The following is a 14,828-nucleotide window of genomic DNA, read 5'->3' on the forward strand; positions in this document are numbered from 1 at the left end:
TATAGCTTATGTTAGTTTTTAGGTTGTGAAATCACTGTGAAAATATAACTTAGTTCTAATTTCACATCATTTAAAATTAAAGCTGATTTAATACAGCTTTTAATTTTTGAATATATATAGGATGTCTATAACCTGTTTTTTTACTCCAATTTAATAATTTTTCTGCACTGTTTTTGCTGTTACTGTCAATCGCGAGTGCTGCATAGACTTCAAAGTCTTCGCTCTCTCTTTGCATATCCCAGTTTTGTTCCGCTATTTTTAAACCTTCATTATATTTTTTCGCGATCCAGAGATATTGAGCTTGTTCTCTTAGATGAATATGATCTTTATCTTTTAATAGTTTTTCAACTCTTTGAGTAAGTTCATTAAGATCCTTTTGCGCTGAAGGATCACTGATTTTCTGTTTACTTAGAATAATTCGATAGAGAGCACCATCATGATAACGATATTCTTTTAAGATGTTTAATGCAGATAAATATTGTTTTTGAGATATGTACCAATTCGATTTGGCGAGTGTATTGGGTAAATTATTTACAGATAATAATGGAATGGACTTTTGAGCTAAGTTTTGATCATTAAATCGAGTCGCAATTTCGAGCAGGATATTTCCCATCCATTGTTTATCATTTTTACTTAGCCTAATCGTCGATTGTAAAATTTCATCTGTTTTAGGTTTTAAATTAGAAAAACTCGAGGTCATGGCATCTACTTGAAGCACACAACCTGCTTGATACCATTCAACATCTTTATCATTCAATTGATGACATAGCGCTAAAGAATCACTAAATTTACCTTGTAATCTATAGATGTTTGCTAACTGCAAAATTGCATTAGAATTCTTCGGATTGCTTTTTAATATGTGCTGTAGTGTTTCTTCTGCTTCATCAAAATCATGATTTGCTTGAGCAATTCTTGTCTGGAGTAGTCTGTTTTCGATATCTAAAGGGTTGTGACTTGCTCGGATCAAATCTTCAGCTTGCACCAGTAACTCGCCATCACCTTGTGCATACGATTTTTCAAGTAAGAGATTCACGATTTGTTTTCTAAGTTCATCATTCTGATGATTTTTGAGTTGCTTTGAGTAGTTTGTGCTCGTTACTTTTGTATTGTTATGGGTATGTTGATGTTTTGGGTGTGCATAGGCTGGGCTAAAATATAGTGATGTCATTATTATAATTGTGACTTGATGAATATACATTTAATAGACTCCTAAAAAAGGCTCTTAGCAAAAAGAATTAAGCTAAGAGCCTTATTTTTTTAAAATTTAACGCTGAGAGGTTTTGAGCGGTTATCTATAGCTTTTTCTGAAATTACATTCAGACTTTTGGGTTCTGCCTGTTCAAAATTACTTTGAGGTTGGCTGGTTAATAACAAAGTCTCTTTCAGTACAGGATCACTTTGAGATTGGTTGTGATTATTAGGCTTTGATTTATTATCATCTCCACCACACCCACTTAATCCGATACCAATCATGAACAAAAAAATAAACTTTTTCATAGTGTTCACTCCTCGTTATTTGCTAGCTGTATTAAATGGTGAACCCGACACTGGAGTATTGAGATAAGGGAATGCAGTACCAAATTGTTCAGGTGACTGTAAAGCACCATCTGTAAAGCTAATACCACCCGCTTTTGCATCTGCAGCTTTACAGCCTACAGCGGTATTTACGCCATCAATCGTACACAATAAACCCATTGCCACACGAAGCTCAATATCGACCACATCATCGCCAGGACGGCGACCATTTGGGAAACCTGCTGTATCGCCACCAATTACACCAAGACGGTTTTGCTTATCTTTAGTGGTTGGAGCAATCGCTGTATTTAAGCGAAGCATTTCAGACGCTTTAACATTTTTTGGCTGATTCAAACCTGGAATGCCAAGCAAAAAGGTGTTGACTAGATCGGTACGTGGATAGTTGGTTGGTGCTACAACTGCTCCACCTGTAGCATCTTTAAACAGTACTTCGATTAGTGTTGGGAGGGCAGGGTTGGTTACATAGTCAGCAAATTGTCCATCGTTTTCAGGTTTGCTTGCGTTGAATTTATCCTTATCTTTTAAGCCAATAACAACTTCATTGACGAGGGGCATACCTAAACGTGACACTTGTGTCCAAGCACCACCGACTTTACTTGCACTGGTCAAGTTGCTTTCAGGATTAGGATTTAAGAGAGTGGCTTGAGGCAAACTTGCTGTAGTCCAACCGCCAATAATGGTGTCATTAGAAGAAACTAAACATGACTGAGGAACTTCCAGCGCGATTGTGGTGACATTTTTATCGCCGATTGTGTTTAAACCTTGATCTTCAGCATTTACACCAGAAGGTGCAAGTTGAGTGGCTGGGATTTTGATATTTACCAAGTCAAAAACTTCACCTAAATTGACTGCAAAGGATTCTTGACGTTGGCCAACAAAAACTTTGCCTGTACCACAACTACCTAGGTTAATATTTTGAACAAAACTATCGGCATATGCTTGATAGTTTGGGATGGATTTATTACCGACATTATCAAAGGGTTTTTTGAAAGTACCGAGCACTTGACGTTGCCCCTTACGACGATCTCCTTTGATCATGGTGACAGTATAGGTTTCAGCCGTATTTTGCGCTGAACTCATATCATTTGTTATTTGACCAATATTTGATAAAGGAACGGAAATATTTTTACCACCTACTGGTACCTGAAGGTCTTTGAGTTCTTGATTAAAGTTAAATTGAAAAGTGATATCTTCCTGTGCATCTCCATTATTATCAATATGAATTTCATAAAGTGCTTTGGAATCAAGTGAAAAATAATTAGGGCCACCATAAGCATCTTGTAGAGGCTGATAGTTCGCGAGTAAAGTTACAAAGTTACTTCGGTTTGGTTCATAACTTTTAAACATATAAAAGTCTGTAGCATCCACCTTTGGTATTTTAGTAATTGACGGCGCTTCGCGATGACTTGACGCAAATGTTGTTACACTAAAACTACTTAGCATAATTGCAATAAGCAGACGAGAGTCCATTGTCTATCTCCTTGATCATTATGATCTTAGGTTTAATTTTTTTTGATTAGGTTTTATTCATCTTATAGTTTTCAATATCGAATAGAGATCAATATAAGACTCTGATAATTTGTACCAATTTGACGGTGAATTTTTCGTGAATAAAGGCTGAAATGCACGTGCCGCTTACAATACTACTGATTTAAGTTTTGTATTTAATGTCATGGCAGGATGGTTAAATTGCAGCGCTCAAGGTTTACTTTATTGCATGATCTAATGAACAATTATGAAGAATATCGATAGAAAATAAGCGCAGTACATATTGAGTATATATGCTAATTCGTATATAAAAATATAAGAATATACAAACTAGAGTTCATTTAAATGACAACTTCATTCGATGTGAAGATTTTTCACAACCCAGCCTGTGGAACTTCAAGAAATACCTTGGCTTTAATCCGCAATACAGGGATTGAGCCGACTGTGATTGAGTATCTTGTGACACCACCCACCCGTGATGAGTTGATTCAATTGATTCGTGATGCTGGCTTAACGGTCAGAGCGGCGATTCGTAAAAATGTCGACCCATATCGTGACTTGGGATTGGAGCGTGAGGATTGGACGGATGAACAGCTCATCAACTTTATGCTTGAGCATCCGATTTTGATCAATCGCCCCTTCGTTGTAACTGATTTGGGTACTCGTCTTAGTCGTCCTTCAGAAATCGTCTTGGATATTTTGTCATTACCGCAAAAAGGTGCTTTCACTAAAGAAGATGGTGAACAAGTGATCGATGAAAATGGACAACGGATAAATTAAAAAATTTAGTACAGATATGTGATTATCTGCATATTCAAATAAACAAATAGGGTGTGAATATGGATCAAGTTAATTTTTTTAAATGCTTATCAGACGAAACCCGTCTCAATATCGTCACTTTAGTTGTAGAGAATAAAGAGTTGTGTGTTTGTGATCTGACGGAAATGTTACAACTCAGCCAACCCAAGATTTCAAGACATCTCGCTTTGTTACGTTCGTCTGGATTACTACAAGACCGACGTCAAAGCCAATGGGTTTATTACAGCATAAATCCGCAATTACCAAATTGGTGCCATGACATTTTAAATGTATTGACCACACAGCAACCCAGTAATATCCCACCATTAGCAGCTCTACCAACACAGAGCTATTGCGAGTAAAACATCATGAAATTTCTTTTTTTGTGCACTGGAAATAGTTGTCGCAGTATTTTATCAGAAGTGCTTTTTAACGATCGTGCCCCAGAGGGATGGAAAGCATATAGTGCCGGCAGTAAACCGTCTGGCCAAGTTCATCCACTAACGATCGAAACCTTACAAGCTTTAAATCTTTCTACTGAGGGATTGTGGAGTAAAACCATTGATGATTGCGAACAATACCAAGCTGATGTCGTGATCACTGTGTGTGATTCTGCTGCGCAAGAAGCATGTCCGCTGTATCTGGGTGGGGCGATCAAAGCACATTGGGGTTTGGCTGATCCTTCACATTTAGAGCTGCCTAAAGATGAAAAGCTTAAAGCTTTCCAAGTCACTGTAGATCATATCAATCGTCGTCTTGATGCTTTGTTTGCACTCGATGCCGCCAATATGACGCGTCCAGAAATGATTGCAGCAATCAATCAAATCTCACATATCGATTAATTGGGTAGAACATGGCTAAATCAGGATTGTCCTTTTTAGATCGAAATCTCACGCTTTGGATTTTTATGGCGATGGGATTGGGTGTTGCGATCGGCGTTTTTTTTCCGCAAGCGTCAGTCGCTTTAGATCGAATGAGTTTTGACTCAGTCAATATTCCGATTGCGATCGGTTTGATTTTGATGATGTATCCGCCTTTGGCAAAAGTCGACTATGCGACTTTACCTGAAGTGTTTAAAGACAAGAAAACGCTTATTTTGTCGTTGGTACAAAACTGGTTAATTGCACCGATATTGATGTTTGCATTGGCAATTATCTTTTTGCATAGCTATCCAGAGTACATGACAGGTCTAATTCTGATCGGATTGGCGCGTTGTATTGCTATGGTCTTGGTCTGGAATGGGTTAGCTTGTGGTGATAATCAGTATGTCGCCGCATTGGTCGCGTTCAATAGTATCTTCCAGATTTTATTCTTTAGTACTTATGCTTGGTTGTTTTTAACCGTTTTACCACCGTATTTTGGTGTGGCAGGACAGGTGATCGATGTCGATTTCTGGACGATTACCCATGCTGTATTGGTTTATTTGGGTATTCCATTTTTCCTTGGCTTTATGACACGTTTGATTTTGGTCAAATCTAGGGGTTTGGATTGGTATCAAAATAAATTCTTGCCCCAAATTAGCCCATTAAGTTTGCTGGCATTATTGTTTACGATCGTGGCGATGTTTAGTTTAAAAGGCAGTGATGTGGTGAGCTTGCCTTTGGATGTGATTCGTATTGCGATTCCATTGACGATCTATTTTGTGCTGATGTTCTTTATCAGCTTCTTTATGAGTAAGTGGATGGGGAACAATTATCCTCGCACGACAGCGATTTCATTTACAGCGGCTGGGAATAACTTTGAGTTAGCTCTGGCTGTGGCGATTGCAACCTTTGGTTTAGCATCGCCTGTTGCTTTTACTACGGTCATTGGTCCATTGGTTGAAGTGCCTGTATTGATTGCGCTGGTAAGCGTATCACTCTGGTTAAAGAAGAAGTGTTTTCCAAATGAATAAATCTGATTCAAATGTAGTGAATATTGATATTGAATTACTGCCAAAGCCTGAATTTCAACAGGTTCAAGCGTTAAAGCTAGATCATCCACCACGCATTTTATTGCTATATGGCTCAAATCGGGAACGCTCATATAGTCGATTGGCGGTGATGGAAGCGGGTCGTATTTTGGAGTATTTAGGGGCTGAGGTGAAAATCTTTCATCCTAAAGGACTGCCTTTACCCGAAGATGCAGATATGGAGCACCCAAAAGTCAAAGAGTTGCACGAGTTACTGGCATGGTCTGAGGGAATGGTGTGGTGCTCGCCTGAACGTCACGGTTCTATGAGTTCGATCTTTAAATCTCAAATTGATTGGATTCCACTGGCTGGTGGAGCGATACGAGCAACACAAGGCAAAACTTTAGCGTTGATGCAAGTGAGTGGCGGATCGCAGTCATTCAATAGTGTCAATCAAATGCGTATCTTAGGTCGGTGGATGCGGATGATTACCATCCCAAATCAGTCTTCAATTCCCAAAGCATTTTTGGAGTTTGAAGAGGATGGTCGTATGAAAGCATCATCTTACTATGATCGTATCGTGGATGTGATGGAAGAACTTTATAAGTTCACTTTATTAACACGTGGACAAAGTCGCTACTTGACCGATCGTTATTCTGAACGCAAAGAATCTGCTGAAGAACTTTCCAAGCGTGTCAATCAACGTAATCAGTAAAATTTCAAACCTAAGTGACGATCTGAAAAGGGCGGGTTTTAATCAGCCATCACGGTTTAGATCGTCTGCTTTTTTAAATATTGCATAAGCAGATTTTGTTAAATAAGTTCAGCTATTTCAGCTGAATAATCGATGCTACTAAATCAGTAATGATCACAAGATATTGGTCATGGCATGAATCTTGAATGGTTGTTATTTATCCATTATGCAGTTTTCCTTGGGGTGTGTGGGATTACACAAAATTACATAATTTATAATACTTTGAATTATATGGATTAAAAAAAATGATTCACGATAAAATCATTCTTATTCAAACTATTTGATATGAATCGATTTGAAGAAAAAATATTCACTACCTATAATGATTTCTACTCAAGGTATCGGGAAATAAAAGTACTTGGAGTCAAGGTGTAGCGTAAATAAATAGCGCGGTGATGTTTTATTAAAATACAGACAACATCATGTACAACGTACTACAATAGTGTGTTTAGCTTTTTTTGTGCGTGATTGAGATGGATGATGCTGTTCGTGTTTTACAAAGTGTTCGGCGGATTGAGCAGTGTGTGGAGCTTTATTCCAAACGATTGTCTCAACTTCACCAAATCACGACACCGCAACTCGTTGCGCTGATGACTGTTGCAAAAATAGGCCCATGCAGTATGTCTGTCATTGGCAAAGCAATTTTTGTAAGTCCGAGTACCGTTGTTGGAATTATTGATCGTCTCGAGGAAAAAGGTTTGGTCTTACGTGTGAGGGATACACAGGACCGCCGACATGTACATGTCAGCCTAACACCTAAAGGCGAACAATTATTAGATCAATCACCGTCTGCGTTACCTGAAGGTTTTTCACTGGCTTTACAAGCTTTGACCAATGATGAGAGACAACATCTGATTGTTTCATTAGAGCGGTTTGCCCAGTTACTTGAGGCAAAAGTTCCAAATTAAATCCAGTTGAAAATAGGGAAATACAGATTGTCGATGTGATTGTTATTCAATGACATGCGTAGATACTATCCTGATACCACACTTATAACTTGAGTATGCCGAGTATGGAAATACAAAAGGAGATAGCGTGGAAGCTTTATCAAGACAGTCAATTCGCTTGACTAAACAATCAATTATTCATCAGCTGAATCAATGCAGCGTTCGTAATTTCAAACCAAAAGATGTACGTGAAGTACACGCTTTGATTCAGTCCTGTCCATCTTTGGACCTCAACTCACTCTATGCATATGCATTACTTGCTGAACATCATACCGATACCTGTTTTGTGGCTTATAACCACAAAGGTGAAATCTCGGGTGTGGTGACGGGCTATATTTGTCCAGAAGATCCAGATACGTACTTCCTTTGGCAAATCGCAGTCTCGCCCAGTGAGCAAGGAAATGGGATCGGTTCCTTGCTCCTTGATAACGTAAAAGAACAATGCTTAGAAAGTCGCCAATTAAAACTCCTCAAAACAACAATTTCTCCAAGTAATAAAGCCTCTCAAAATCTTTTCAGCAGCTTCGCCCAACGTTTTGATGTTGATTGTAAAGTCAGCCCGTTTTTATCAAAGCAAGCTTTGCAGCCTCTACAACCCGAAGAATTCGACACTCAGCATGAGCCAGAAGACTTATACACCATCGGTCGTTGGGATTGGGACTGAGTAGTATTTAAGACATTTATTCCTTTTAAATTAACTTGGAGTTATTCATGAATATTTTCAGTCGATTGGAGTCTGAAGTTCGAGGTTATATTCATTCTTTTCCAACCATATTCAAAACTGCAAAAAATGCAGTTTTGGTGGATGAGAACGATAGATCTTATATTGATTTTCTCGCGGGTGCGGGCACATTGAATTATGGGCACAATCATCCCGTGCTGAAACAGGCTGCAATTGATTATCTGATGCAAGATGGCATTGTGCATGGCTTGGATATGGCAACTTCTGCGAAAAAGGCTTTTATAGAGTCTTTTGAGCAATATATTTTAAAGCCACGTACTTTAAATTATAAATTGCAGTTTACGGGTCCAACAGGAACCAATGCCGTCGAAGCAGCAATTAAGTTGGCTCGTAATGTTACCAAGCGCCATAATATTATTGCATTTACCAACGGTTTTCATGGGGTGAGCTTAGGCGCACTTTCATTAACAGGAAATCAAAAGTTTCGTGAAGCTGCGGGTGTGGCTTTGGGCAATGTCCATCATGCAGCATACGCGGGCTATTTTGGTCAAGATGTCGATACCATTGCGATGCTGAATAAGCTTTTGACAGATCGTAGTAGTGGTATTGATCTGCCAGCCGCAATTATTGTTGAGTGTGTGCAAGGCGAAGGCGGTTTAAATTCGGCTAGTATTGATTGGCTGAAGCGACTTTCGGCCTTGTGTAAACAGCACAAGATTCTATTGATTGTCGATGATATTCAGGCTGGCTGTGGTCGTTCAGGTCATTTCTTTAGCTTTGAAACAGCGGAGATTACCCCCGATATCGTGACCTTGTCTAAATCTTTGTCGGGCTTTGGTTTACCCATGTCTTTGGTTTTGTTTAAACCAGAATTAGATATTTGGCGTCCGGGTCAACACAATGGCACATTCCGTGGCAATAATTTAGCTTTTGTTACGGCGACTAAAGCAATTCAACACTTTTGGGCGGATCAAAGCTTCCAAACGGAATTGGCGCAGAAGTCAGAATTGGTGAGTCGTCGACTACAAGAGATTGTGAAGAAATTTCCTGCGGCAGAGTTAACCCATCGTGGTCGTGGCTTGATGCAAGGTATCGCATTTAAAAACCCAGACTGGGCCGATGAAGTGACAACTCAAGCCTTCCAACTTGGTTTGGTGATTGAGACTTCTGGTAGTCGTGGTGAAGTGGTGAAATTACTACCGCCATTGACGATTGAGCCTGAAATCTTAGAACAAGGGATTGAGCTGTTAGAGCAGGCGATTGAACATGTGGTTCAGGTCTACACACAAGCTAATTTATCTCAAGCGAAAATAAAATCGACAGTTAAAGTACACGGAGTTGTTTCATGATCGTACGTCAATTACAAGATATTCTAAATACTGATCGTGATGTGCAAACAGACACTTGGGCAAGTCGTCGTTTATTATTACGTGAAGATGGTATGGGCTTTTCGATGCATGAAACCACCATCTTTGCAGGTACAGAGACGCATATTTGGTATAAGAACCATTTAGAAGCGGTGTATTGTGTAAAAGGTGAGGGAGAGATTGAACTTATTCCGTCTGGAGAGGTGTATAAAATCACGCCGGGAACACTCTATGCCTTAAATCAGCATGACAATCATTATCTACGTGCAACCACTGATTTGGTTCTGGTCTGTACTTTTAATCCTGCTTTAGTGGGCAATGAAGTGCATGACAAAGATGGCGTGTATGCAACACCAGAACAGATGATGAAACAGACTGAGGAGGAGGTGTAATCGTGCAAATGAGTAACCCTTACCTGACTCGAAGAAGTGATGCTGCCGCAATCATTTCGCGTGCAGATCCAGTGGTTTATCAGCAAAATGTCGTTCAAGGTGCAACCGAACAGCAAAAACAGGATTATGCAAAAAATGGCTTTTTGCAAGTTGATCAATTATTTAGTCAAGATGAAGTACAACATCTACTGAATGAGTTGCATCAAATGCGCCAAGATTTCGCCGTTCAACAACGCCCTGAAGCGATTATTGAGCGTGAAAGCCAAGAAGTGCGTTCGATTTTTAATGTACACCGTTTAAATGATGTATTTAAAAATCTAGTCTCTGATGAACGGGTATTAAACATTGCTCGATCATTACTGGGAAGTGATGTTTATATACATCAGTCGCGTATTAACTATAAACCGGGTTTGCATGGCAAAGAGTTTTTTTGGCACTCCGACTTTGAGACTTGGCATAGTGAAGATGGCATGCCGAGAATGCGTGCTTTAAGTTGCTCGATTTTACTAACGGATAATGATGATCACAACGGGCCACTTTTGGTGATCCCTGGTTCACATCAACACTATATTTCTTGTCAGGGTGAGACCCCTGATGAGCACTATAAAAAGTCGCTCAAAAAGCAAGAGTATGGTGTACCCGATGGTAGCCTATTGCGCTATTTGGCCGATATGGGCGGAATACATTCGTGTACAGGGTTGGCGGGTAGTGTTGTGTTCTTTGATTGCAATTTAATGCATGGTTCAAACAGTAACATTACTCCATTCCCACGCAGTAATATTTTCTTTGTCTATAATAGTATCGACAATCAATTACAGCAGCCATTAGGTGGGCTTAAACCCCGACCTGAATTTATTGCGGCGCGAGAGGATATTGTTGCGATCGAACCGAATAACTTAAGACTTTAAACGCTATCCTTATATAGATGCCAAGAAGATGATTCTTCTTGGCATTTTTCGTTTAGGGTGAAATAGTTTTGGATGAAACCAGCTTATCCAAGAAACTAAAGAACATACAAGCGAAAACCAAACTGAGGCCAACCAAACAGGTCATGCTCCAACCTCCATGATTCCATGAGAAAATTCCCAATGCAGACCCACAAGCGCCGCCAATAAAATAGGTGGTCATATAGATTGCATTGATACGTGACTTGGCATCAGGGCGTAAACGGAAAATAATGCTTTGATTACTGGTGTGAACGAGTGCTAGAGCCAATTGGATCAGCGCGAAGCCAAGAATATAACTGAATAAATAAGTCTGACCATAATAGAAGCAGATCCAACTCACAATAAATAAACCACAGCCTATCCATGTCAATTGCTGGGTATAACCTCGATCTGCATATTTACCGATATATTGTGTCGATAATGCACCAAAGATACCGACCAATCCAACCATGCCGATCAGTAGATCAGACAGGTGATGTGCAGAAGCCAAAAGTAAGGCGATGGTAGAAAACAAGATACTGACGGCTGCAAAAGCAAATCCACCCGAAAGCGCACGCAATAAGAGTCGTTTTTCTTGTTTTAGTAGTAGTGACATGGATGCAAATACTTGACCATAATTCATTTTCATCCGCATCACATACGGCAAGCGACTTTTCAGCGCATAAGCCAAAATCAGCATTAATACACCACTGACTGCATAAATCATCTTCCAGTGAAATAAATTGGAAAATAACCCCGCCAAACTGGTCGATAGTAGAATCCCAACTAACAACCCACTCATTAGGAAGCCAACCACTTCGCCTGTTTTTTCAGGTTGTACGGTCATGGTTGCCAATGGAATCAGGATTTGTGCAGCAACTGAGAATAAACCGGCTAAGATTGTTCCAAGCCATAACATTGGCAAATTCACCGAGAAAGCACTAATAAATAAGCCGACCGCACAAAAACACATGAGCAGGGGAATGAACTTAGTTTTATTGACCACATCGCCCATTGGTACAATAAAGAGTAAGCCCAAGGCATAAGAAACTTGTGCAAAAGTGACAGTGAGGGCCGCTTGACCCTCTGTCACTGCAAAATATTGCTGAATCGAATGGATCAACGGTTGACTATAATAGTTTGCACCTGCACACAAACCACATGCCACAGCCATGAACCAGAGTAGGGCTTTATTTTGACTAATATCTTGGGGAGCAGACATAATTCTCTCTATAACGGGTCTAAGCGGTATATGCAGTTGCTTCAATTTCGATTTGCATGTCTTTTAATGCTAAACATGGCACAGGGATAAGTGTGCATACTGGAAAAACATGATTTTTCCACAAATGCTGCATGATATGAGTCAATTTTTGAAGTTTCTCAGCATCGTGATCCACAACCAAAATACGTAATACCGCAATATCTTGAAGTTGCGCTTGAGCTGAAGTTAAAGCATGTTGGATATTATAAAAGACTTGTTGTACCTGTTGGTCAAAATCTTGTGACAGTTCACCATTTTTATTTTCACCGCCTTGACCTGCAATATGAATGGTACGCATATTGGGCTGTACGATACTGACATGGCTATATCCATTGGCACGTGGGTCATACAACTCATCTGGATTGATTATTTTAAATGCTTGCGTATTTGCTTTATTCATTGGAAAACACCGTTCGGAAAACTGAGTTATGTTAGTATCAAAGCTCAAGTTAACTAGAGGTCAAGCATATTTTGGAACAAGAACAATTACAGGCTTGGCTCACGATTGGTGAGCTTGCAAAACGAAGTGGTGTTAGTGTTGCAACCATCCGCTTTTATGAAGAAAAAGAACTGATATGGGGTGTTCGAACTGCGGGTAACCAACGCCGTTATCAACGTGCCATGCTGAGAAGAATTGCGATTGTTAAGGCGGCACAACAGGTGGGAATTCGTTTGCAGCAGATTAAAGAGACCTTTGCTTCTTTACCTAAACAACAAGTGGCAACTAAACGAGACTGGCAGACCATGTCTCAACAATGGCAACAGCAACTTGATCAGCAAATCATGATGTTATTGCAATTACGGCAACAACTCGATCAATGTATCGGTTGTGGTTGCCTATCTTTGGAGCAATGTCCTTTAAGAAACCCTGACGATTGTTTAGCAAAAGAGGCAATGGGTGCTCATTTTCAGGAAATTTTATTTTTACTCAGCCAAAAAAATGATGGGATAGATTAGTTTGCTTAATAATTGCACCAATATTGTGCAATATGCTAAATTTTACTGCTAAAAATTAAACAAATATCACTTGAGAAAATGCCAAGCTGGGTTTTTACATTTCTTTTTTAATAATGTTTATTATTTAAACAGCATTTCTGTTCTAGGTGGGTTGAAATTTCGATTCAGTCAATCACGGTGAATTCATGTGAGCAAGTCAATTGATAAAAGTAGCCGAAAAAAACAATAAAAGTTCAAATAAGCCAATCCACCAAACTCATCGCATGCTTATGATGCCGATTCAAGCAGTCAATCTATAGAAGCCTAACTTGAGTGCCGTTGATATGTAACGCATTTGAACGAGGTTTATCAATGGTGAAAACTGTGATGTAGATTTATTTGAATAAATATCGCTTTGCTATTCAATCACTCATACGATACAAAGGGTAGAAAGGAGCGTATTTATGTGGATGAGAGTGTCATTTCATCTTTAACAGTATAGAAAAGTAGGTTTGCATTATAAAAATCAAACATACTGATCATACAAGTTTTAAACATTAATATGAATCATCAGTTCAAAATATAGGTATTTATTAAATAAATATTGGGTGGAATTTTAAAAAAGTTCCATTAAAATCCTAAGTCTCTACAAAGAATACTCCTGGGGGAAACATTGCGATTCGCGATGTTTACTTAAGAAAAACTAGCTTGAGGAACGCTCATGCAGATCGGAATCCCAACCGAAACTGTCGTCGGTGAAAGTCGTGTTGCTGCAACACCAGAGACAGTGAAGAAGTTGATTAACGCAGGTCATAGCGTTGTTATTGAACGTGGCGCTGGTGTTAAAGCTGCGTATATTGACAGTGCTTATGAACAAGTTGGCGCAGCCATTACGGATGATGCATATACAGGTAGCCAAATTATTTTGAAAGTACGTGCCCCAAGTGGTAACGAAATTCAAAAACTTGCGGCGAATACGGCTGTTATTGCAATGTTTGACCCTTACCGAAATTCAGAATTAGATCAATTTGCTGCTCAGCAAGTGTCTGCTTTTGCTTTAGAGTTACTTCCACGTACACTTTCACGTGCACAAAACATGGATGTACTTTCTTCTCAAGCAAACTTGGCAGGTTATAAATCTGTATTGTTGGCTGCGGCTGAATATCAACGTATGTTCCCGATGTTAATGACGGCTGCGGGTACTGTAAAACCTGCGCGTGTTGTGATCATGGGTGTTGGTGTTGCTGGTCTTCAAGCGATTGCGACTGCAAAACGTTTGGGTGCAATCGTTGAAGCGACTGATTTACGTCCAACCGCTAAAGAGCAAGTTGAGTCTTTAGGTGGTAAATGGTTAGACGTACCGATGTCTGATGAAGAAAAGCAAAAAGCTGCCGACGCTGCCAAGAATGGTTATGGTTGGATGCCGGGTGAGCAATACATTCAAGATCAAGCTGCGATTGTGGATAAAGCGGTATCAAATGCAGATATCGTGATCACAACTGCTTTGCTTCCTGGTCGTAATGCGCCGCGTTTAATTAAAGCTGAAACCGTTGCCAAAATGAAACCGGGTTCTGTCATTTTAGATATGGCAGTTGAAACGGGTGGTAACGTTGAAGGTTCTAAAGAAGGCGAAACAGTAACAACTGACAATGGCGTGAAAATTTTGGGCATCCCAAATATTCCGGGCACAGTTGCAACTGAAGCATCTGCATTGTATGCACGTAACGTATTTAACTTCCTTGAGACATTGTTTGACAAAGACAAAGCCTTTGCGATCAATCAAGAAGATGAAATCCAAAAAGCGTTACTCGTGACACATGGCGGTCAAGTACTGCTCAAGCGTGGTTAAG

General features: G+C 39.6%; 17 protein-coding genes. 12 read left to right on the forward strand and 5 right to left on the reverse strand.

Annotated features, from left to right (window positions below):
- Nucleotides 1-76: 76 nt before the first annotated feature.
- From EAH57_RS13525 to EAH57_RS13535, 3 genes are read right to left on the reverse strand one after another with little or no spacing between them, the layout of a single operon-like run.
- Complete coding sequence (locus EAH57_RS13525) at nucleotides 77-1,198, reverse strand: tetratricopeptide repeat protein (RefSeq protein ID WP_121930511.1); 1,122 nt, start codon at nucleotides 1,196-1,198, stop codon at nucleotides 77-79.
- A 59-nt stretch (nucleotides 1,199-1,257) separates the two neighbouring features.
- Complete coding sequence (locus EAH57_RS13530) at nucleotides 1,258-1,497, reverse strand: hypothetical protein (protein WP_121930512.1); 240 nt, start codon at nucleotides 1,495-1,497, stop codon at nucleotides 1,258-1,260.
- A 15-nt stretch (nucleotides 1,498-1,512) separates the two neighbouring features.
- Nucleotides 1,513-3,006, reverse strand: coding sequence for a DUF4331 domain-containing protein (locus EAH57_RS13535; protein ID WP_121930513.1), 1,494 nt, complete (start codon nucleotides 3,004-3,006; stop codon nucleotides 1,513-1,515).
- 363 nt (nucleotides 3,007-3,369) lie between these two features.
- On the opposite strand from EAH57_RS13535, the gene arsC reads away from it, so the two are divergent.
- From arsC to thpD, 10 genes are all read left to right on the forward strand, one after another.
- Nucleotides 3,370-3,804, forward strand: a complete 435-nt coding sequence (gene arsC, locus EAH57_RS13540) for an arsenate reductase (glutaredoxin) (protein WP_121930514.1) — start codon at nucleotides 3,370-3,372, stop codon at nucleotides 3,802-3,804.
- 59 nt (nucleotides 3,805-3,863) lie between these two features.
- A complete protein-coding gene (locus EAH57_RS13545) occupies nucleotides 3,864-4,184 on the forward strand; it encodes a metalloregulator ArsR/SmtB family transcription factor (protein ID WP_121930515.1) in 321 nt (106 codons plus the stop codon).
- Between the two features lie 6 nt (nucleotides 4,185-4,190).
- On the forward strand, nucleotides 4,191-4,664 hold the full coding sequence (locus EAH57_RS13550) for an arsenate reductase ArsC (protein ID WP_121930516.1): 474 nt from the start codon (nucleotides 4,191-4,193) through the stop codon (nucleotides 4,662-4,664).
- 11 nt (nucleotides 4,665-4,675) lie between these two features.
- Complete coding sequence (arsB, locus tag EAH57_RS13555; protein ID WP_121930517.1) at nucleotides 4,676-5,716, forward strand: ACR3 family arsenite efflux transporter; 1,041 nt, start codon at nucleotides 4,676-4,678, stop codon at nucleotides 5,714-5,716.
- On the forward strand, nucleotides 5,709-6,428 hold the full coding sequence (arsH, locus tag EAH57_RS13560; RefSeq protein ID WP_121930518.1) for an arsenical resistance protein ArsH: 720 nt from the start codon (nucleotides 5,709-5,711) through the stop codon (nucleotides 6,426-6,428). Before arsB ends, arsH begins: the two co-directional genes overlap by 8 nt.
- A 512-nt stretch (nucleotides 6,429-6,940) precedes the next feature.
- The gene (locus EAH57_RS13565) at nucleotides 6,941-7,375 is read left to right on the forward strand and encodes a MarR family winged helix-turn-helix transcriptional regulator (protein ID WP_121930519.1); all 435 of its coding nucleotides are present in this window, start codon (nucleotides 6,941-6,943) and stop codon (nucleotides 7,373-7,375) included.
- Nucleotides 7,376-7,502: 127 nt separating this feature from the next.
- Nucleotides 7,503-8,078, forward strand: a complete 576-nt coding sequence (ectA, locus tag EAH57_RS13570; protein WP_121930520.1) for a diaminobutyrate acetyltransferase — start codon at nucleotides 7,503-7,505, stop codon at nucleotides 8,076-8,078.
- Between the two features lie 47 nt (nucleotides 8,079-8,125).
- The gene (gene ectB, locus EAH57_RS13575; RefSeq protein WP_121930521.1) at nucleotides 8,126-9,445 is read left to right on the forward strand and encodes a diaminobutyrate--2-oxoglutarate transaminase; all 1,320 of its coding nucleotides are present in this window, start codon (nucleotides 8,126-8,128) and stop codon (nucleotides 9,443-9,445) included.
- Nucleotides 9,442-9,855, forward strand: coding sequence for an ectoine synthase (locus EAH57_RS13580; RefSeq protein ID WP_121930522.1), 414 nt, complete (start codon nucleotides 9,442-9,444; stop codon nucleotides 9,853-9,855). Before ectB ends, EAH57_RS13580 begins: the two co-directional genes overlap by 4 nt.
- A 2-nt stretch (nucleotides 9,856-9,857) precedes the next feature.
- Nucleotides 9,858-10,763 carry an ectoine hydroxylase gene (gene thpD, locus EAH57_RS13585; RefSeq protein WP_121930523.1) on the forward strand — a complete coding sequence of 302 codons (906 nt, stop codon included), beginning with the start codon at nucleotides 9,858-9,860 and terminating at the stop codon, nucleotides 10,761-10,763.
- Between the two features lie 52 nt (nucleotides 10,764-10,815).
- On the opposite strand, the gene EAH57_RS13590 is transcribed toward thpD, so the two are convergent.
- The gene (locus tag EAH57_RS13590; RefSeq protein WP_121930524.1) at nucleotides 10,816-12,003 is read right to left on the reverse strand and encodes an MFS transporter; all 1,188 of its coding nucleotides are present in this window, start codon (nucleotides 12,001-12,003) and stop codon (nucleotides 10,816-10,818) included.
- Between the two features lie 19 nt (nucleotides 12,004-12,022).
- Nucleotides 12,023-12,442: a RidA family protein gene (locus EAH57_RS13595; RefSeq protein ID WP_121930525.1), complete on the reverse strand. Its 420-nt coding sequence runs from the start codon at nucleotides 12,440-12,442 to the stop codon at nucleotides 12,023-12,025.
- Between the two features lie 71 nt (nucleotides 12,443-12,513).
- On the opposite strand from EAH57_RS13595, the gene soxR reads away from it, so the two are divergent.
- Nucleotides 12,514-12,999, forward strand: coding sequence for a redox-sensitive transcriptional activator SoxR (soxR, locus tag EAH57_RS13600; RefSeq protein WP_121930526.1), 486 nt, complete (start codon nucleotides 12,514-12,516; stop codon nucleotides 12,997-12,999).
- A 700-nt stretch (nucleotides 13,000-13,699) separates the two neighbouring features.
- Nucleotides 13,700-14,827 (forward strand): Re/Si-specific NAD(P)(+) transhydrogenase subunit alpha, encoded by a 1,128-nt coding sequence (locus tag EAH57_RS13605; protein ID WP_121930527.1) that lies wholly within the window; start codon nucleotides 13,700-13,702, stop codon nucleotides 14,825-14,827.
- The last annotated feature ends 1 nt before the right edge of the window (nucleotide 14,828 follow it).

The sequence above is a fragment of the Acinetobacter sp. 2JN-4 genome, from assembly GCF_003687745.1.
GTDB lineage: Bacteria > Pseudomonadota > Gammaproteobacteria > Pseudomonadales > Moraxellaceae > Acinetobacter > Acinetobacter halotolerans.

Excerpts from the sequence above, each read along its gene's own strand:
- EAH57_RS13525 (WP_121930511.1), bottom strand. The coding sequence starts at position 1,198 with ATGTATATTCATCAAGTCACAATTATAATAATGACATCACTATATTTT.
- EAH57_RS13530 (WP_121930512.1), bottom strand. The coding sequence starts at position 1,497 with ATGAAAAAGTTTATTTTTTTGTTCATGATTGGTATCGGATTAAGTGGG.
- EAH57_RS13535 (WP_121930513.1), bottom strand. The coding sequence starts at position 3,006 with ATGGACTCTCGTCTGCTTATTGCAATTATGCTAAGTAGTTTTAGTGTA.
- arsC (WP_121930514.1), top strand. The coding sequence starts at position 3,370 with ATGACAACTTCATTCGATGTGAAGATTTTTCACAACCCAGCCTGTGGA.
- EAH57_RS13545 (WP_121930515.1), top strand. The coding sequence starts at position 3,864 with ATGGATCAAGTTAATTTTTTTAAATGCTTATCAGACGAAACCCGTCTC.
- EAH57_RS13550 (WP_121930516.1), top strand. The coding sequence starts at position 4,191 with ATGAAATTTCTTTTTTTGTGCACTGGAAATAGTTGTCGCAGTATTTTA.
- arsB (WP_121930517.1), top strand. The coding sequence starts at position 4,676 with ATGGCTAAATCAGGATTGTCCTTTTTAGATCGAAATCTCACGCTTTGG.
- arsH (WP_121930518.1), top strand. The coding sequence starts at position 5,709 with ATGAATAAATCTGATTCAAATGTAGTGAATATTGATATTGAATTACTG.
- EAH57_RS13565 (WP_121930519.1), top strand. The coding sequence starts at position 6,941 with ATGGATGATGCTGTTCGTGTTTTACAAAGTGTTCGGCGGATTGAGCAG.
- ectB (WP_121930521.1), top strand. The coding sequence starts at position 8,126 with ATGAATATTTTCAGTCGATTGGAGTCTGAAGTTCGAGGTTATATTCAT.
- EAH57_RS13580 (WP_121930522.1), top strand. The coding sequence starts at position 9,442 with ATGATCGTACGTCAATTACAAGATATTCTAAATACTGATCGTGATGTG.
- EAH57_RS13590 (WP_121930524.1), bottom strand. The coding sequence starts at position 12,003 with ATGTCTGCTCCCCAAGATATTAGTCAAAATAAAGCCCTACTCTGGTTC.
- EAH57_RS13595 (WP_121930525.1), bottom strand. The coding sequence starts at position 12,442 with ATGAATAAAGCAAATACGCAAGCATTTAAAATAATCAATCCAGATGAG.
- EAH57_RS13605 (WP_121930527.1), top strand. The coding sequence starts at position 13,700 with ATGCAGATCGGAATCCCAACCGAAACTGTCGTCGGTGAAAGTCGTGTT.